We start from the raw sequence: 16,505 nt of genomic DNA, 5'->3' as shown, positions 1-16,505 counted from the left end.
TCATTGTTCTTCGGTAAGCCGTTTCAAACCAAGCTCCAGCTTCGCTCCAGTGCTTACAACTCGCGTTGCCTCTCGAAACCAGAGCCGATCTTCGGCGGATACCTCGAGAAGGAACCACTTTGCCAACTCGTTGTGATTGTGCGTGTAGAGCTGCGTTAGTGCAGTTGTTCCGTCGTCAAGTTTGTCTCTCACGTTTGCTCCGTATTCTATCAGTGTGCGAAAAAGCCAGGGATCTCCTATTTCAGCCGCAAAAAGAAACGGAGTCATTCCGTCGCAAGAGACTTTTGTGGTGATGTCTGCCCCTGCGTCTAGAAGGGACAAAACGATCTCTTTACAGTTTACAAGTTCGCTCTGTTGCTTCTGAAAATACTCATCCATTTGCGGCACGATCCGAGGGTTTTTGTTGATAAAACTCTCCCACGCTTCTGCATGCCTATGCCTGAATGGAGATGGTGTCTGCCAATGCCGGTCACCCCAAATGGACACCTTTTGAGCACGTTGGTGAGGATCAAGGAAGTCTTCCAACAACCTTTGTGGCGACCGGAAGTTATTTGCTGCTGCAAATAAAGGCGAACCTCCTTGCGGCCCTTCAATTTCGAAATCTGCACCTTTAGAAAGCAAAGATTCAACAAAACCCGAGTGGCGCTCCTTTATTGCTTCATGCAAGCATGTCTCGCCATTTTTTGCCTTCGTATCGATTGTAGCCTTCTTTGTGGCGTCGATTAGTTCGTAAAAGACATCTTTGTCACCTCGCTTAATCGCAAAAAACAAAGGTGACCTTTCCCGCTTATCGAGGTCGCCTGGATCAGCTCCCTTCTTCAAAAGTGCTTGGATATTTTCCCTGTCGAGGAGGAATGTGTAAATATGAAGCTGGCTCACGGGTCCATCGCCCCAATCCCTAAGTCTCCTGCCCGGGTTAGATAAATCTGGTGTCCGGCCTTTCCATTTAGCTGCTGCGGGAAACCCGACTTTCGATGTCTTTATTGGCAGGCAACCAAGTGCTTCAGGATAAGAATTTGGAAACAAAGACTTGAAAGAAGTATCCGTCTCCTGAGGCATTACCTCTAGTCCGATTGTTTCACAACGCGCAGTCCAGCGGTTGCGAATTTGCTTTTCGTTGATGGCGGCTGAAGTGGCGAACAAGTAGGTCATTGCGCATTCAAATCCGGCGGCACTATGGTAGCTGAACGCTGCGCCCGCTTCATCAAAACACTTCAGCGCGGCCTTGCGATCTCCAAGCTGTGCCAAGTGCATCCCTTCCATCAAAGAAAGGTTAGCCAGACTGAAGCTATCGCAAAGCTCTTCCTTAAGCAGCTCGATACAAGCTTCGGCCCTTGCTACATCTCCAGCCACCTTCTCTCTACTAGGGGCTGTGAGCTCCGAGAGCTCCAATAAGTTTTTACAACGGGCTTCTCGAAATTGCTCATGCGAAATAGAGTTTTGGAGTTTTATTTCTTCAAGGACCGTCTCGACCGACTTCTCGTAACGCGAAGTGTGCCGAGAAGTATCTACCATTTCGAGACAGCAATAGTTTCTGTATGCATTCGCAAGTGCCAAAGCAAAACCGAGATCAAAGTCATATTTGCTCTGGATTGCTAAGATCTTCGAAACGCTCATGCCGGACTTACGCGACCATCGACCGATCTCAGTTTCCCAACTGCGCGCCTCTATCGGAATTTTTTTTTGTAGGTCAGCAGATAGCGCCCGGATGGTTTTACCCTGAAGACGTGCACTCCATACAACGGAGACACCTTCCGCAGGATGACCAATAACATCTTCAACCTTGAAACCGAGTTTCTGCGAAAGCGGCGTCAGGAGTTCGACAAACAAAGAAACAGCGTAGCTGTCAAAGACGCTTCTAACTTCAATAGCACCACGAGATCCGCACTCGAGTTCTCGGACGGCAAAAAAGTAGTGGTCCTTATAGTTGACCAGAGTTTCTAGAATCCCAGTAGAATCGGGGCAGGACTTCAACAAACTCGAAAGCTTTTTAAGTGAGAGTTCGCGGATTTCTTCAGAAAGAAAACCCTGTAGATCAGCCATTCGTTGAAGTTTCTTGTCGAGAGCAGAGTTGTTCTCACCGTCAACGTGCGTGAAATTACGAAGTATAAACTCTAAGATTTCGCCGGGTTGTGGGATTGGCTTCATTGGGAGGCTATTCGTTTTAGATTCTCTAGCTGCATGCGCGTGTTCAGGTAAGCTCTCCGGCAGCTTGGGGATCTTGCTACGACCAAAATTCCGCCATTCGCTAACCGCAATTTGCCGTGCTTTCGACCAATTGCAAAGCGTGCTCCTGCTTTTACTTCTTGACGGATCATTTTGTCTATATCTCTGTTTTTACAGTACTTCATGTGTGAGATTTGGGGGGAGGTGATGAAAGCCTCATCACCTCGATGATATTATTTTTTTGTCTGCTTTGCCGCAGCAGCCTGGGCACGGGCCGGAAAGCTGCCTTTACTCACTTTGCCACCGTTGCTTTTCGCGGAGGCACTCTGTACTCGCGCAGCAGCTTTTGCAGTCATTGGTTTTGATTTTCTCATAACGTCTTCCTTGTTGCGTTGTAGATGGCCAATATTTGGCAAGCACCAAGAAACAAATCGAGAGACATACTCGGGACACCAATCTTCATTTTTAGGGAAGGTCGGGTTGAGGTTGCGCGTCCAACGGGCTCAGTAACCCCTTTTACGCATACTACTCAGTGAAGCCGCCAAATCTCTCATACAGTATCACTGACACTGCGACACGCGGTCTGCTCGTCTTTGCCCTGTGTAATCAAGACCCTGCGCTAGAGACTTCGAAATGGGTATTCACCACACGCAACAAGTGCTCAAAGTCACCCTGGACGGCGTCCTCGAGGAAGGCCCGAACTCTGGCTTGTTCGGCTCCGGCTTTTTCGGCTGCGGTCTGGCAGCGTGCCAGCACTTCAAAGGCGTTGCCGCTTGTCCTGGGCAGGTCGATGGTTGCAAGTTTTTTCATGTCAAATCCTCATCTAGAATACCGGGCAACCATTGCAGGTCGAAATTAATCTCAGGTATAAGAATTGCGGATTTTGCCCCGATCCAGAGACTGATTGGGATTTAACATAAGTTGCGATTATAGAGTGATTGCGCTTTCGTCAGCCTGCTACCCGCTGCATCCGAACATCGACCAGTCGTGAAACTTCGATAGGTGACAGCCTTGAGCCCTAAGTTCAAAATGCTTCTTCGCACTCAAAGGTCTGCGATGCGCAGCAAGCGGACTTTGCAAAGTTTGGTGGCCATCTCTGCTGTGCTGCTTCGTCAAATCAGACATATGAAAGCCGTTGCGTTAATGCTGGGTATCAGTGACAGATTGTAGCACGTTTATGCGAGTTTGGTTTCAGCAAAGATATACGATGAGCAGAGCAATTCCGACAAAACTGATACAAAGTTTGAGGGATGAGTTAGCATCCGCGATATCAGATTATAAGGCCTATGAAGTGCCGGGTGTCTGCGCACGATTGGGTTTGGCCGAAGGAAGCGAAGAAGAAGCGTTTCAGAGTAAGTACAAGTATGCGTCCAGCAGGTTGGCAGCAGTTGAGGTCGAACCACTCGTAAAAATGGCTCGTTCGCTTCTTCAAGAGATCGACGCTTTCAACCTCCTTGAGTTGGTTGATAAGATCGCGGATCTGGAACGGCCCGAGATTACTAGCATCACGCGCCGAAGATTAGTCAAACTGCTGACCGTGGGCCCACTGGTGAGTGAAGTTGATGATTTTACGTTTGTGGCGGCTGTCTTTCCACTGGAAAACATGTCCGCACCCCATCGAAATGATAATCGCACACTCGAAGAATACTTAATCCAACACACAATTCGAAACGATGATCTGACTCAACAGGAGTACTTGGAAGCTCTTGGGCTGCTGACTTGCTCCACCCGTTTGTTGTTTAGCTTTATCGAACAGCTCACCTCTGCCGAATATCAAAGTGAGGAACGCCAGAGGATACTATCTGGGAAGGTCGACGATTTGCTGCGCCATGATGGGTACACGCTGTCTGAAGCCGGAAGAATCTCAGGATCACCGATTTTCGAGGTAAACCCGCTGCCAGAAGGAAATCCGGCTGATATTGAGATCACGGCGACCCTGAGCACCTTTAACCCGGATCAAATTGGCGAAAGATGGCAAAGTGCACTCGACAGCAGGTCAAAAGACGCTGAACGCGCAATCACATTGGCCCGAACTCTAATGGAAGACGTTTGCAAGTGGATCTTGCACGAGGCAGGTGAAAGCTGGGAAGAAAAAGATGATCTTCCAGTTCTATACAAAAAACTCTCCAAGACGCTAAGGTTGGCCCCTGATGATTACACGGAACAAGTATTCAAACAGATTTTGAGTGGGTCACAATCGGTTGTGACGGCACTCGGTGCGCTCAGAAACAAGCTGGGAGATGCTCATAGTATTGGACCGAAGCGCATCAAACCAGCGGCTAGACACGCAGAGTTGGCCGTCAACTTGTCAGGTACTATGGCCACGTTTCTTGTTTCCACTTGGAACGCGAGGCAAGCAGAAAAGTAGAAACACAGATACTGGTTGGCAGGTTTGGCTGAGCAGCCTCATCTGACTGGTCCAAGTTGATTGTTAGTGCATCATTGGCCTGTGATCCATTGAGATGATGGTTTCGGGCGCTGGCGGGCGGTAGCCCAGTGCACTGTGGGGACGTTTTGTGTTGTAGTGTCTCCTCCATTGTTCGATCAAGATTTGTGCTTCGCGCAGGCTGTAGAAGATTTCGCCGTTGAGCAGCTCGTCTCTGAACCTGCCATTGAAGCTTTCACAATATCCGTTCTCCCAAGGGCTTCCAGGTTCGATGTAGGCTGTCTTGGCCCCGACAGCAGCCATCCAATCCCTGACGGCCAGGGCAACAAATTCCGGCCCATTGTCTGAACGAATGAAACCGGGCGCGCCACGCAGGATGAACAGATCCGTTAGAGCATCAATCACGTCCGTTGAGTTCAGCTTGCGCTTCACTCTAATCGTCAGGCACTCCCGGCTGTGCTCATCAAGGATGTTCAGCGTCCGAAAGGCTTTGCCATCGTCGGTTCGACAATGAACGAAGTCATAGCTCCATACATGATTGCGATACTCCGGCCTCAGCCGAACACACGACCCATCGTTCAGCCAGAGCCGTCCTTTCTTCGGTTGTTTCACTGGCACTTTCAGCCCCTCTCGTCGCCACAGGCGTTCAACCCGCCCGTCGCTAACAGACCATCCAGCCTCTCTCAGCAGCGCTGCGATCCTGCGATAGCCATATCGGCCGTACTGTCGGGTCAACTCGATCATGTCGGCCACCAGTCGGTCTTCGTCTGCGCGACCTTGTGGGACGCGCCGTTGCGTGGACCGGTGTTGCCCCAGCACGCGGCAGGCGCGTCTCTCGGAAACGTTCAGCTGGTTGCGTACATGGTTAATACAAGCACGACGACGAGCGGGGCTCAGTAGTTTCCCTTTGTGGCTTCCGTCAGGATCAGTTTGTCCAGCGTCAGATCTGAAACTGCGCGTCTCAGCCGCTCGTTCTCTTTCTGAAGCCGTTTCAGTTCCTTCAATTGATCAACACCCATTCCACCGTACTTCCTCCGCCAGCGGTAATAGGTTTGTTCGACAACTCCGATCTGTCTGATCGCATCAAGACGGGACATGCCTTGCCCCATCAGAACTTCAACCTGCCGTAACTTCGAGACAATCTCTTCAGGCTTCGGTCTCTTATTTGCCATTCGTGGCCCTCCGTTTCCTAAACATAACGGTGGACCAGTTCAGTTGGGGAGGCTCAATATCGCGGTGAGGAACTTCCTGAGCCCACATTGATGACGTTAGAAATTACAAATTCCGGCCATAGCGCAGTCGAGGACGCAGAAGTTGTCGTGCAACTCCCAGGCTCCACTTACTTGATCCCTGGACATTTTATTGATCTCCCACCTGGATATCTGTCTCTGTGGGACATCGAAAGAACCGATGCTGAAGAATGCACTGTGAAGCTCAAGCATATCAACCCGAGACAGACTGCCAAAATGCGGTTTCTGATGGACGAGATGCCGCAGGGAAATCCTCAGCTGGCCTGTCCGATGCCAAACGTCGAGTTCGACAAAGCTAGTGTTGCTAAGATGGGTGTAATGGCAGAAATTGTCGTGTCGTTCGTTGCCCCACAGGTATTGGGTGCCACGCGGCTACGCTGAGCGTGTGAGCTGCACGCCTGGGAAGCCCATATCTTAAGAAACGCAGGGAGCATCAACCAATAAACTCACTCTCCCACCTCTAGCCATATAGCTACTGCAACAAGCCGCAGGCAGCCCCAAGCGGACATTCGTAACAAGTATTTTCAGCTCCTGCTTCGGACCATAGGCCGTCAGAGATTGATAGGAGGTGTCGTCACACTGGTTAGCATCGCCGTTGCAAACAGGATCAGGACAACAGCCAACATCTCCATTGAAATCGACCGCCGGAGAGCAATTTCCGCGCCACGCTTCTCAGCCCTGAGAGCCGGAACAAATCTCAGCTTGTTCAGCGCCGCCAGGCCAAGAAGGGCAGAAACGATAACGACCTTGGCCAAAAGTACCAATCCATAGGCCGTTCCGAACAAGGCGACCACAGAGCCCGAAAGCAGCCATGCGAGTGCTGCGCCAGCAACAATCAGGACGGCAACTCCGTAAGCAGCGACATTGCCAAAATGGTGCAGTAGATCGGCCCCAGTGGGAGTGAGCGCCGCTTTGTGCAGGGGCAGAAGAGCGCCAACCCAAAAGGCGACTGCCAGAAGATGAAGAACCAGTAAGACTGCGAGAGGCGCCCTGGGCTCTCCAAGCGAGTGTCCCACCTGAGCAAAGGAAATCGCTATGGCAAGGCTGCCCGCCAAAGCGACCCACTGCCCTACGCGGGGGAGCAGGATTGCCAATATCGCGAGTTCGCCCACCCCTCGCCAAATCGCAGCGGTGCCAAGCGGGCTGTCCCAGACAATGCCAAGCATCATTGGGTCCGTCGCGCCCTCAAAGCCCATTCCGGATATCCGCGCCGCTCTGATGCCGAAACGTAGAGCCAGAACGGCGAGACCGAGAAGCGCCGCACCGACCGAGAGGTGACGTGCAAGGCGCAAAACGGACGCCTCGGCGCGCGTGGCAAAGAGAACGGTGAACAGGATGCTGCCCATCGCCAGCAGCGCCGCGCCGTAGCCAAGTGCTTTCGCCAAAATGGCCAAGACGACAACACCGTCAATGGGGGCCAGTCCGGTCACTCAGCGACCGTGAAAGAGAAGCTGCCCTGCATCGGGTGACCGTCTGACGCCATACCTCGCCAGTCGAAGCGGTAGCTTCCCGGTGCAAGCTCTTCCAACGGCATGGCCCGGAATTCTGTGGCGGGGTCCATACCTGTCTCGCGTTCAATTTCGACGTCGCCATCTGAGGAGGTCAGCGTAATCGAAATGATGCGCATCGGATCATCGAACCGCATGGAAATCTCCGGCGCGTTCGTGACAGTCGCGCCGTCAGCCGGTGTCGTTGCTTCAGACTTTGAATGCGCAGCCGCAAGCATCGGAGCCATTGCAACGGCCAAACCGAAAAGAGTTTGTTTGATCATCTGAGTTGTTTCCTATTCGGACTGGGCATTCAGTTCGTCATGATACTCACGAAGGTCATCGGGCCAGGTTGATTTGATAAAGGATAGCACCGCAATGATTTCGTCATCGCTGAGCACACCTTCATAGACCGGCATACCAGTTGCGGGCGCATTCTCTATCAGCCCGGCCAGGCCAAATTTGGTCAGGGTGAAAAGCGTTTCATCATCGTGGTGCCACGTATGCCCTGTGGCGTCATGCGGAGGTGCCGGTAGCAAACCATCCTCGCCGCGTATCCGCCAGTTTGGCTGTCCTTCCAGGCGTGCTCCGTGGCAGGCAGCACATTGTTCCGCGTAAATTATTTGGCCAATGGCGACCAGTTCAGCGTCATCCGGTGTCAATAGACCGACCGCTTTGGTGGGCTGGGCCAGAACGAATGCTACGGTGAAACCGGCGAGCGTAAGCCCGCCGGTGACCAATAATGTTGTGCGCCCAGCCATCAGGTGTCGAACGGCTGCGCGGTGCCCGCGCGGTAGTACACCGTTCCGGTTCCAGCCTTTCCCCCAAATGCAATGACATCATAGCGGGCGGACGGATCGTCGCCCATACCAGGGGACCCCACTGGCATGCCGGGAACAGCAAGCCCTGTGATGTCAGGCCGATCCTTCAACACGGCTTCCAGTGCTTCAAACGGCACATGGCCTTCAAAGACATAACCATCGGCTTCTATGGTGTGACAGGATGCGAGGTTCAACGGGATACCCCGCGCTGACTTCTGTGCCTCGGGGTCGGTCAGTTCCTCAACGGTAACGGCGTAGCCACGTGCGCGAGCCAAGTCGGCCCATGCGTGACAACATCCGCAACCTGGTGAGCTGAGCACGTGCATTGGGGTGCCTGCACGAACGGGAAGAGCGGTCGCGATGAGAGCAGTTGCAGACAGTGCTGTGAAGTAACGACGTGTGATCATGTCTGTCGGTCCTTTGAAGTGAAATTTGAACGGATTGCGGGCGAGCGCCCGTAGCCATTCAGGCTTTCGGAGGACCGGTGGGGACACCCAGTGCGAGGCTCGAATAATCGGAACCAGCGTGCGTCACACCACCCACTGAGATCACCAATGGAGCAATCGGCGAAATCCCCGCCGTGGCGACAAAATCACCAAAACAGGATGTTGAACCCATGCCGCTACTGGTGTCGCAACAATCCGCAGCAGCTTTTTCGGCATCAGCCAACGGATCGTCGCCCGCCATTTGAGCATGATGACCAGAATGATCCGATCCATGGGTCAAGCCATGCTTCGCGGACGCTGCGGATGCGCCAGAGAATGCAACAACTAGAAATATCGACAGGACCAGGCGAAACATACCAAATACCTACTGGGGGTATGTGGTTTTGACAAGTTGCGAGGATGGGTCGCCATATACATCCTAGTTGCACTCATTATGGGTGCGCCACATCTCTGGATCATGCCCGTCCGGAACAGTGGAACACAGATCACCTGAAATTCCGGTAAGACTGATTATTGACTGACTTGCGCATTAGTTGGCAACGGCAATGTCAGCAGGTAGGCGTTTAGCCCAAGGTGTTGCCGGTGATGAAGGTGTACGAGCTTTCAACCAGATCGATGACGACATCCAACTCTTCGGGTGTCGTCGGTGTATAGATCATAACAAAGCCGCTCCACCCAGGACGTTGATTGGCCCACGGGTGCGCTACGGCCCAACCCGCCTCAACTGCCCGTCGCGCCATTGCGGGGTCTAGCGAAGCGTGCAAGCTGCCATCAGGATGCATGTGCGCAAACTCAAACCCACCAACGATAGAGTTCGGGTGAGACAACAACATGTCGGGATCAAGTTGAAAACCAATCGCGCCAGGTAGTGATATGCGTGTGGGGCCTAGTGTGACCCCCGGGAATTGCGCAACACGCTCCAGCAATAGCTGGGCCAATTCGGCATCAATTTTGACACCAATCTGAGTATGCGGTACGCCGCTTGTCGTTTCCGGACGGGGCGAGGTGCGCTCTGGCAAGGAGCGCTCTTGTGCGGATACCATCGGGCACATCAATGCCACCACCGTTACAGCAACCGCCAATGTTCTCAGGTAGACATTCATCGCTTTGACCATCCGCCAAAATTAAAGATTGAGTGCTCAGCGCCGTATCGGTGCCCCTGCACACATCATTCAGCTTTTAGCGCTTCGATATTGATCAAGAGCTCTATTTCGTCGCTCACCGCAGGTGCAAAGGCCCCAAGTCCGAACTCAGACCGCACGATAGTCGCCGTGGCTGCCAGACCCAAGGTCGGCGTGCCCTCTTTTTGGCCAAACGGGTATGGCGCTGACTTGTTAAGCGTTGTTTCCAGAACCACAGGTTTGGTGATGCCATTCATGGTCAGGTCGCCAGAAATATTCGCGGTATTGTCCCCGGTCACTTCAATGCTGGTTGAGGCGAAGGTGACCACGTCATCGTCACTCGCGCTGAAAAAGTCATCGGACATGAAGTGTTGCAGACGGGCGTCCCAGCCGGTGATCATGGATTTTACAGGCATAGACACTGTGACAGATGACGCAGACGGATCATCTTCATTGAACTCTATCTCGCCGCTAAAACCTGAGAACATTCCAAACGTTTCTGAGAACCCGATGTGGTTGTAGCTGAACAAGACCTGGCTGTGTCCAGGATCCAGCTCGTAAGTGCCACTCTCGGACAGCGCGGTTGTCGCACCAATCGATAAGAGTACCGCCAGCGGGGTTGCTGCCACTTTGAACATTGATACGCTCCCATTTTGACAAGACGTGTTCGCGGAATTGAGTATTGAGCTTTAGTTTTTAGCCGGCCATACTTTTAGTACAAAATGTTCTGCTATGCAACAATATGTTCTATAGGAGGGGCGATTGAAAGAAGATCCCAGGCTGATCGCCACACGACAGGCCGCACTTGATGCGGCGCAAAGGATACTGATGGATGAGGGCGTGCTGCACGTAACTCATGGCGCGGTTTCAAAGGCAACGGGCATTTCGCGCAGCACACTTTACAGGCATTGGCCAGATGCGCGCAGTCTGCGTGATGCAGCATTCAGGCGCATAGCAACCCCGCCGAACATACCGCCCAAAACCCATGGCCCGCTACGATCTGATCTGCGCTGGTTACTCGGAGTACTGATGGGAGCCTTAAATGACACACCATGGGGCCAGATCGCGCCTCAAGTGGTCGCTGCTGCGTCCACCGACGAAGAGGCGCGGTTAGTGATAACTGAATTCATGAAAGACAGGTTCGCAAGTGTAGAAGCAGTATTTGCAGCCGCAATCGGCCGCGGTGAGATCACCGCCGACGTTCCGGTTGACCAGCTCATAGAACTAGCAGTCGCTGCACCTTATTTTCGCAAGCTCATACGTCACGAGGCCCTGGACGAAGATTGGTTGGATCGACATGTCGATCTGCTTTGCAGTTTTGCGAAAACCAATTCTGGACGGTGAGAACCGCCTGAAATTGCAAACAAAGCGGCCAATAAACATAACAGTTTCCAAGATCGCAGTATGGCTACGTTCGCCGCTTGACATCAGCACGTCGCAGGGTCAATTCGATGCGCTCCTCACAACGTTGACGACTGCACTCTGATTTGTCGCTGCCGCTAATTCACAATGCAACATGAATACCTTTGGGTTCAGTGTCGCCCACGGCAATGTCGACTTTCGGGAACCGGCCAAACAATGCAATGTCCAGTATCCTCCTCGGATGCGCCTTTCTCTGACTTGCACATAAGTGACTTGAAGCAGCCCAAACTGAACCTTCTCACCCAAGCATTGCAATTTAGTAAACTCGCAACGAAGCGGCATTTAGACTATTTCCGCCCAAAAACCGCTTCCAAAACGCGATCCCCCAGACTGACTTGGTAATGTCAGGTTCAATGCGGGCGTCACGCGTACCAATGCTGCCCGATTAGTCCGTTGCGAAGCAATAAAACAGACCTGCCCCGCCTGAACGTGGCAGATGTTCCTCTCCGCAACCGCGCGAGCCGTGCGATGAGTTCCAGGACACCATGTTTCGGGCATCGTTGAGACCGATACGGTCATGATGCCCGACAATCGCAGATCCATCCTCGCTGTTCGAAGTCCAGTTACTGCATGTTGTGTCACCGCCTGCCGTAGAGAAGTAACCTGCGGAATCGGAGCCGGTCAGAATGTCATGTTTGTTCGGCTGGCTACCACGCCCATTGACGGGGTTACCGTTTTCGTCGAGCGCTGTCTGTAGACTAATGTTCACGCTGTCGCGGTGCAGTTCTTCAACATTGTTGGCGATGAGCTCTCCATTGGCATTGTACCAGGGGCCTGATCCGATCCGGTCGCGTGCAGAAATGCCATTGGTGATTGTCATCGGGTCGGTGCTGCGATCAATGGACATTGAGGTGCTCAGATAGGCCGCGAAAGTCTTGGAAGAACCGGTCGCGGAGGCAAGCGCATTGCAATGAGCATCGGCGCCTTCGAGGCCACCTAAGTTGGCACCGTCGCCCTTGCCCACACTAGTGATGAAGAACGACATCTCCTCGCCTGCCGATTGCGCCTGTGCGGTCGCCGCGATACAGCAGATTAGGAGTGCAACAACCCCGTGGGCAGTTTTTCGTTTGGTGAACTTCGACATGTGTGTCTCTCTTCGTGCTGTGTGATCACTGATGCTAGCCGTATGTAACAATCGGGTCCATCCGAGTAACAGATGTATGACGCTGTGGTGCCAGCGCCATTCACGACAGCCGGTCGAGCATGACCGACCCTACGGCCCTGTTCATCTTTATCCTAATCCTGTCTTACGTGTTAAGCACGATAGCTCATCTGTTCCTAGGATCTCTTGTAACGATTGACTGAGGCTCGTGACCGAATGACACAAAAATTTGCTCTTTGGTCCATTCCGATTTCCATTGCGGTACTGGCTCTGAAACTGCTGGCCTGGTGGCTGACGGGCTCGGTGGCGTTGTTGTCAGACGCAATGGAATCAACCGTGAACGTCGTTGCGGCGCTGCTGGCGTATTTCGCAGTTCGCGTTGCAAACAAGCCTCCTGACGAAAACCACCCATTTGGTCACAAAAAAGCTGAGTATCTTTCCGCCGTCGCCGAGGGCGTACTGATTGTGCTGGCAGCTTTCCTGATCATCAGAGAAGCTGTGCTGGCGCTCCCTAACCCGCATCTTGAGGATGCGCCGCTGCTTGGAATTGCCGTCAATGTCATTGCAACAGGTGTGAATGGCGCATGGGCCTACCTATTGCTCAAAATCGGCCGGCGCGAGGGTTCGCCTGCATTGGAGGCAAGCGCCCGGCACATTTTTACGGATGTCATGACTTCAGTTGGTGTCATAGCAGGTCTGATACTTGCACTTGTCACCGGCTGGCTGATCCTCGACCCGATTCTGGCAATTCTTGTTGCACTGAACATCTTGTGGGAGGGATGGAAAGTTATTCGGGCATCCATCGATGGCCTGATGGATGTGAGCCTTTCAGACCATGACTTGCGGGCTATTTCTAACGCAATCGAAGCAAATCTCGGCGCAGCCTTAGAGTACCACGACCTCAAAGGGCGCAGATCCGCGAATGTCATCTTCGTGGAGTTTCATCTTGTTGTGGACGGCACAATGCCAGTCAGCGCGGCGCATGATATATGCAATGACATCGAGGAAGAATTGGATCGTTTGTATCCGGGTTCCGTCTTTGTCATTCACCTCGAACCTGATGACGAGTTGAAGGGTGACGGGGTTAATTCCCACTAAACTGGTCAAATGGCTCAGCAAAAACTCTATTGGTTTGACTGATCTGACTAAGACGTTCGGCTTGAAATTCGTCAGACCTAAGCCCGATGTGGGAAAGCCGAACCAGAAGTAACCTGTCTCCAACGTCACGAAGCGTGACGCTTAGAAATGGAGGCGAACATGAAAATTCAAAGAAAGCTGGGTCAACTTCTTAGTACAGCAGCGTTGGCTTCGTTGATTGCGGCTACGCCTTATGTGCCAGCGTTTGATGCCGATGGTCGCCTACATTTTGAACCGTCCTATGCCTTTGCCAAGAGCGGCAAGGGGAAAGACGGGGATGGTCGCGACGATGATCGGGATGATGATCGTAACGACGACAGAGATGATGACCGCGACGACAACTCGGGGTCAGGTAATAGCGGCCGTGGTGGTGACCGGGACGATGATCGTGATGACGATAGGGACGATGATCGCGACGACGACCGAGATGATGATCGTGACGACAATTCGGGATCAGGAAAAAGTGGTCGCGACGACGATGACGATGATGATGATGATGATGATGCCTCCAAACGCTCCAACAAAGGCAGCGGAAAGAAGGATCGGTCTCAAACAGGGGGCAAGCCGTCGGGCTCGGCTGGGATAACAAAGATCGAAACAAACGCTAACGGCATTGAAGTGCGTTACGCCGACGGAACCAAGGAGGAGATCGAAAACGGGCGGTATGAAAGAAAGAATGCTCAGAACCGAACTGTTGAGGAGCGCCCCGCGACTGGTGCTGACGTCTCAAGGCTCCGGTCTTTGGCAAATGGCATCTCAATCGGCAACGTGCGCTCTTCAGGGCAAAGCGGCGCTGCTGGAAGTCGGCCCACGAAAATCGAACGCCAGGGCAACAACATCGAAGTGAACTATGCCAATGGTTGGAAAGAGGAGATCGAGTTTGGGCGCTACGAGTTGAAAGACCCGTACAACCGAACTGTTGTTGAAAGAAACGCAACGGCCTCTGATCGCAGGAGGTTGCAGTCGGTTGCCAACTGAACAGCAACTCCAGTCGATAATCCGTTGGCGGCTTCTTTGAGTGAGGGGCCGTCATCGTCTTCAAAGGGACCGCAGTTAATCTCCCTTGTTCCAAACATCATGCGCAATGAGCGCGGCCTCTACCCGATTTCGCGCATGAAGCTTGGACAGGATTGCCGTCATGTAGTGCTTCACGGTCTTTTCCTGAAGGTCTAACTCATCAGCGATTTCACGATTGCTCAGTCCCTTGGCCACGCGTCGAAGTATTTCTTCCTCACGATGCGTAAGATCATCGAGAATGCTGCTGTTGATAGACATGCCAGTGTCAGCGTTGATTTGAAGCAATACCCGCGAGGCCAAGCCCGGAGAAACGAACCCTTCACCTGCGGCGATGCTGTGTAAGGAAGCGGTCAATTCGCTCGCGGTTACGCCCTTTACAATGTACCCAATCGCGCCCGCCTCCAAGGCGTCCGCGACATCGCTGCTGTTCTCTGAGACCGTTAAGATTGCAATGATGGGCGGATTTGCCATTGCCGCAATTTCACGTGTTGCGCTTATCCCGCCACCGGGCATCGAGAGGTCAAGAATGGCTATGTCCGGCTGATGCGTGACGACCAGCGATACTGCATCTTCCGCGCTGGACCCAGCAGCCAAAACTTCAAAACCATCAGCTTCATCCAGCGTGCGTTGCAAGCCATCCCTGAATATCGGGTGATCATCAGCTATTACGACAGATGTAGTCATGATGTGCCTAACTTTCTGGGAAAGAGTGTCATAGAAATGGTCGTGCCCTCACCCGGTCTCGATGCGACTTCGAACCTGCCGCCAATACTCTCGACCCGATCTCGCAAGCCCATAAGCCCCTGGCCACCATCGTCTCGCAACGCGGCTTCTTCTGACCTGTCAAATCCAGGTCCGTCGTCTTTGACCTTTACAACTATGCGGTCGTTCTGCGCCTCAGAAATAACAGTGCACTTGGAAGCTGGAGCATATCTCGCGGCATTGGAAAGCGTCTCCTGAAGGAAACGAAAAACGCACAGCTTGTCGGACAATGACAACCTTGGGGCCTGGCTACCCAGGAATGAAATATCCGGTCGCAACGGGCTGTGTTCGGCGTGATCCTCTACGGCTCTCTTCACAACATCGGCAAGCGCCAGGTTGTCGATGTCCGGGGCGGACAGCCCTCGCGATATTGCACGAATTTCAACCAGAGATTTTTGCAAAGACTGCTGAATTCCCTCTGCCTCTTTAGGCCTTTCGGACTCTTTGGAAAACGCCGCCTCCAGTCTAAGGGCAGCGAGCGACAGGTATTGTGCAGGACCATCATGCAGCTCGGCACCGAGTTTCTTGAGGAACCGATCTGTTTGCGTGGCATATCTTTCTGACGCCTCGACCACACGCGACCGCAGCAGGGCATTCTGCTCAGCCATCCTTTCACTTTCTGTCAAGCGCTGTTTAAGAAGAGTCCCCTGTCGTCGAATTGTTTTGTCGCCAATTGCGACGATGGAATACAAGACAATCGTACTTGCAAGAAATGCGGAACCGACGACCAACCAACTCGTTCGCCTGGCCTTGGCTAAGTCTAACTCCAGCTGGTCAGCTCTTTCGTAGAACTCCGCGACCGCGATGATTTCGCCGGACCAGAGTTCGCGGATAGGGCTGTAAACTTCAAGTAGTGGTATCCCCAGTGCTGCCTCGGCAGCGCTTTCGGCATGATCAAGCTCTTCAAAAGAGCCGGAGATATTTCCACCCCATGCTCGTTTCAGATCATCCGTTGGATTGAAACGGTTTCCTATGATGTCTGTATCCGAGGCATGTGCAATCACGCCGCCTTGCTTCCAGAATTTGTAGGAAACAATGCGGTCACGCATTGGCTGGCTCATGAAAATCTCGTCCAGCGCTAGGCTCGCCTGCTCGGAAAGGCGGTAGCCATGTGCCAATTCCTGGCTGAGCGGGGATACTACGCTTTCCATATACAGCGCCGCGGAGTTGGCGGAGTTTTGCACGACTGCGTTCTGGATTCGATTAGACACCCAGACCCCGACGATTGCGGTAGCAGTACCCATCACGAAAATGCTGGCCGCAAGAAAGACTCGCGACAACGACCAATTTCCAATCGTCAGGTCAGTTACTTTGGCTCTCATCGTGAAATCGACTATGAACTACAATCTGTTATCGCACCACGGACCTTGGTCTGACGTGATCTGGCT

18 protein-coding genes are annotated in these 16,505 nt (G+C 52.9%); 5 read left to right on the top strand and 13 right to left on the bottom strand.

Annotation, left to right across the window (positions count from 1 at the left end; genetic code table 11):
• A complete protein-coding gene (locus tag ACR0LY_RS17360) occupies positions 1 to 2,043 on the bottom strand; it encodes an ankyrin repeat domain-containing protein (RefSeq protein WP_170351322.1) in 2,043 nt (680 codons plus the stop codon).
• 729 nt (positions 2,044 to 2,772) lie between these two features.
• Positions 2,773 to 2,976, bottom strand: coding sequence for a hypothetical protein (locus ACR0LY_RS17355; protein WP_170351320.1), 204 nt, complete (start codon positions 2,974 to 2,976; stop codon positions 2,773 to 2,775).
• A 397-nt stretch (positions 2,977 to 3,373) separates the two neighbouring features.
• On the opposite strand from ACR0LY_RS17355, the gene ACR0LY_RS17350 reads away from it, so the two are divergent.
• Positions 3,374 to 4,534, top strand: a complete 1,161-nt coding sequence (locus ACR0LY_RS17350; protein ID WP_170351319.1) for an abortive infection family protein — start codon at positions 3,374 to 3,376, stop codon at positions 4,532 to 4,534.
• Between the two features lie 63 nt (positions 4,535 to 4,597).
• On the opposite strand, the gene ACR0LY_RS17345 is transcribed toward ACR0LY_RS17350, so the two are convergent.
• Positions 4,598 to 5,724 (bottom strand): IS3 family transposase gene (locus ACR0LY_RS17345; RefSeq protein WP_170351318.1). Its coding sequence is split into 2 segments (ribosomal slippage): positions 4,598 to 5,463 and positions 5,463 to 5,724, totalling 1,128 coding nucleotides; the frame shifts between segments, so codons are not numbered across the junction.
• Positions 5,725 to 6,018: 294 nt separating this feature from the next.
• Here ACR0LY_RS17345 and ACR0LY_RS17340 point away from each other — a divergent pair.
• Positions 6,019 to 6,183, top strand: a complete 165-nt coding sequence (locus tag ACR0LY_RS17340) for a hypothetical protein (protein WP_170351317.1) — start codon at positions 6,019 to 6,021, stop codon at positions 6,181 to 6,183.
• Between the two features lie 170 nt (positions 6,184 to 6,353).
• Here the strand turns inward: ACR0LY_RS17340 and ACR0LY_RS17335 are convergent, their stop codons facing one another.
• From ACR0LY_RS17335 to ACR0LY_RS17305, 7 genes are all read right to left on the bottom strand, one after another.
• Positions 6,354 to 7,232: a CopD family protein gene (locus ACR0LY_RS17335; protein WP_170351316.1), complete on the bottom strand. Its 879-nt coding sequence runs from the start codon at positions 7,230 to 7,232 to the stop codon at positions 6,354 to 6,356.
• Positions 7,229 to 7,573 carry a copper resistance CopC family protein gene (locus ACR0LY_RS17330; RefSeq protein WP_226689772.1) on the bottom strand — a complete coding sequence of 115 codons (345 nt, stop codon included), beginning with the start codon at positions 7,571 to 7,573 and terminating at the stop codon, positions 7,229 to 7,231. Before ACR0LY_RS17330 ends, ACR0LY_RS17335 begins: the two co-directional genes overlap by 4 nt.
• 12 nt (positions 7,574 to 7,585) lie before the next feature.
• Complete coding sequence (locus ACR0LY_RS17325) at positions 7,586 to 8,050, bottom strand: c-type cytochrome (protein ID WP_170351315.1); 465 nt, start codon at positions 8,048 to 8,050, stop codon at positions 7,586 to 7,588.
• Positions 8,050 to 8,517 (bottom strand): DUF411 domain-containing protein, encoded by a 468-nt coding sequence (locus ACR0LY_RS17320; RefSeq protein ID WP_170351314.1) that lies wholly within the window; start codon positions 8,515 to 8,517, stop codon positions 8,050 to 8,052. Before ACR0LY_RS17320 ends, ACR0LY_RS17325 begins: the two co-directional genes overlap by 1 nt.
• Positions 8,518 to 8,575: 58 nt before the next feature.
• Positions 8,576 to 8,797, bottom strand: coding sequence for a hypothetical protein (locus ACR0LY_RS17315; protein ID WP_480637311.1), 222 nt, complete (start codon positions 8,795 to 8,797; stop codon positions 8,576 to 8,578).
• A 322-nt stretch (positions 8,798 to 9,119) separates the two neighbouring features.
• Complete coding sequence (locus ACR0LY_RS17310) at positions 9,120 to 9,659, bottom strand: luciferase domain-containing protein (RefSeq protein WP_226689770.1); 540 nt, start codon at positions 9,657 to 9,659, stop codon at positions 9,120 to 9,122.
• 65 nt (positions 9,660 to 9,724) lie between these two features.
• Positions 9,725 to 10,315 (bottom strand): YceI family protein, encoded by a 591-nt coding sequence (locus tag ACR0LY_RS17305; protein ID WP_170351311.1) that lies wholly within the window; start codon positions 10,313 to 10,315, stop codon positions 9,725 to 9,727.
• A gap of 124 nt (positions 10,316 to 10,439) precedes the next feature.
• On the opposite strand from ACR0LY_RS17305, the gene ACR0LY_RS17300 reads away from it, so the two are divergent.
• Complete coding sequence (locus ACR0LY_RS17300) at positions 10,440 to 11,021, top strand: TetR/AcrR family transcriptional regulator (RefSeq protein ID WP_170351310.1); 582 nt, start codon at positions 10,440 to 10,442, stop codon at positions 11,019 to 11,021.
• Between the two features lie 463 nt (positions 11,022 to 11,484).
• On the opposite strand, the gene ACR0LY_RS17295 is transcribed toward ACR0LY_RS17300, so the two are convergent.
• Positions 11,485 to 12,183: a hypothetical protein gene (locus tag ACR0LY_RS17295; protein ID WP_170351309.1), complete on the bottom strand. Its 699-nt coding sequence runs from the start codon at positions 12,181 to 12,183 to the stop codon at positions 11,485 to 11,487.
• Positions 12,184 to 12,417: 234 nt separating this feature from the next.
• Here ACR0LY_RS17295 and ACR0LY_RS17290 point away from each other — a divergent pair, with 234 nt between their 5' ends.
• Complete coding sequence (locus ACR0LY_RS17290; RefSeq protein ID WP_170351308.1) at positions 12,418 to 13,299, top strand: cation diffusion facilitator family transporter; 882 nt, start codon at positions 12,418 to 12,420, stop codon at positions 13,297 to 13,299.
• A 159-nt stretch (positions 13,300 to 13,458) separates the two neighbouring features.
• The gene (locus ACR0LY_RS17285) at positions 13,459 to 14,316 is read left to right on the top strand and encodes a hypothetical protein (protein ID WP_174820553.1); all 858 of its coding nucleotides are present in this window, start codon (positions 13,459 to 13,461) and stop codon (positions 14,314 to 14,316) included.
• Positions 14,317 to 14,391: 75 nt separating this feature from the next.
• Here the strand turns inward: ACR0LY_RS17285 and ACR0LY_RS17280 are convergent, their stop codons facing one another.
• Together ACR0LY_RS17280 and ACR0LY_RS17275 are read right to left on the bottom strand one after the other, a co-directional pair.
• On the bottom strand, positions 14,392 to 15,039 hold the full coding sequence (locus tag ACR0LY_RS17280) for a response regulator (RefSeq protein WP_170351307.1): 648 nt from the start codon (positions 15,037 to 15,039) through the stop codon (positions 14,392 to 14,394).
• Positions 15,036 to 16,439: a sensor histidine kinase gene (locus tag ACR0LY_RS17275; RefSeq protein WP_170351306.1), complete on the bottom strand. Its 1,404-nt coding sequence runs from the start codon at positions 16,437 to 16,439 to the stop codon at positions 15,036 to 15,038. Before ACR0LY_RS17275 ends, ACR0LY_RS17280 begins: the two co-directional genes overlap by 4 nt.
• Positions 16,440 to 16,505 lie beyond the last annotated feature (66 nt).

It is taken from the genome of Ruegeria sp. BC5 (assembly GCF_056539205.1).
Note: the sequence above shows the minus strand (reverse complement) of the source record. Positions and strands in the feature narration are given on the sequence as shown.

Bases quoted from the DNA above. Each gene is read 5' to 3' on its own strand.
- ACR0LY_RS17360 (WP_170351322.1), bottom strand. From the start codon at position 2,043: ATGGCTGATCTACAGGGTTTTCTTTCTGAAGAAATCCGCGAACTCTCA.
- ACR0LY_RS17355 (WP_170351320.1), bottom strand. From the start codon at position 2,976: ATGAAAAAACTTGCAACCATCGACCTGCCCAGGACAAGCGGCAACGCC.
- ACR0LY_RS17350 (WP_170351319.1), top strand. From the start codon at position 3,374: ATGAGCAGAGCAATTCCGACAAAACTGATACAAAGTTTGAGGGATGAG.
- ACR0LY_RS17340 (WP_170351317.1), top strand. From the start codon at position 6,019: ATGCGGTTTCTGATGGACGAGATGCCGCAGGGAAATCCTCAGCTGGCC.
- ACR0LY_RS17330 (WP_226689772.1), bottom strand. From the start codon at position 7,573: ATGATCAAACAAACTCTTTTCGGTTTGGCCGTTGCAATGGCTCCGATG.
- ACR0LY_RS17325 (WP_170351315.1), bottom strand. From the start codon at position 8,050: ATGGCTGGGCGCACAACATTATTGGTCACCGGCGGGCTTACGCTCGCC.
- ACR0LY_RS17320 (WP_170351314.1), bottom strand. From the start codon at position 8,517: ATGATCACACGTCGTTACTTCACAGCACTGTCTGCAACTGCTCTCATC.
- ACR0LY_RS17315 (WP_480637311.1), bottom strand. From the start codon at position 8,797: ATGGCGGGCGACGATCCGTTGGCTGATGCCGAAAAAGCTGCTGCGGAT.
- ACR0LY_RS17310 (WP_226689770.1), bottom strand. From the start codon at position 9,659: ATGAATGTCTACCTGAGAACATTGGCGGTTGCTGTAACGGTGGTGGCA.
- ACR0LY_RS17305 (WP_170351311.1), bottom strand. From the start codon at position 10,315: ATGTTCAAAGTGGCAGCAACCCCGCTGGCGGTACTCTTATCGATTGGT.
- ACR0LY_RS17295 (WP_170351309.1), bottom strand. From the start codon at position 12,183: ATGTCGAAGTTCACCAAACGAAAAACTGCCCACGGGGTTGTTGCACTC.
- ACR0LY_RS17290 (WP_170351308.1), top strand. From the start codon at position 12,418: ATGACACAAAAATTTGCTCTTTGGTCCATTCCGATTTCCATTGCGGTA.
- ACR0LY_RS17285 (WP_174820553.1), top strand. From the start codon at position 13,459: ATGAAAATTCAAAGAAAGCTGGGTCAACTTCTTAGTACAGCAGCGTTG.
- ACR0LY_RS17280 (WP_170351307.1), bottom strand. From the start codon at position 15,039: ATGACTACATCTGTCGTAATAGCTGATGATCACCCGATATTCAGGGAT.
- ACR0LY_RS17275 (WP_170351306.1), bottom strand. From the start codon at position 16,439: ATGAGAGCCAAAGTAACTGACCTGACGATTGGAAATTGGTCGTTGTCG.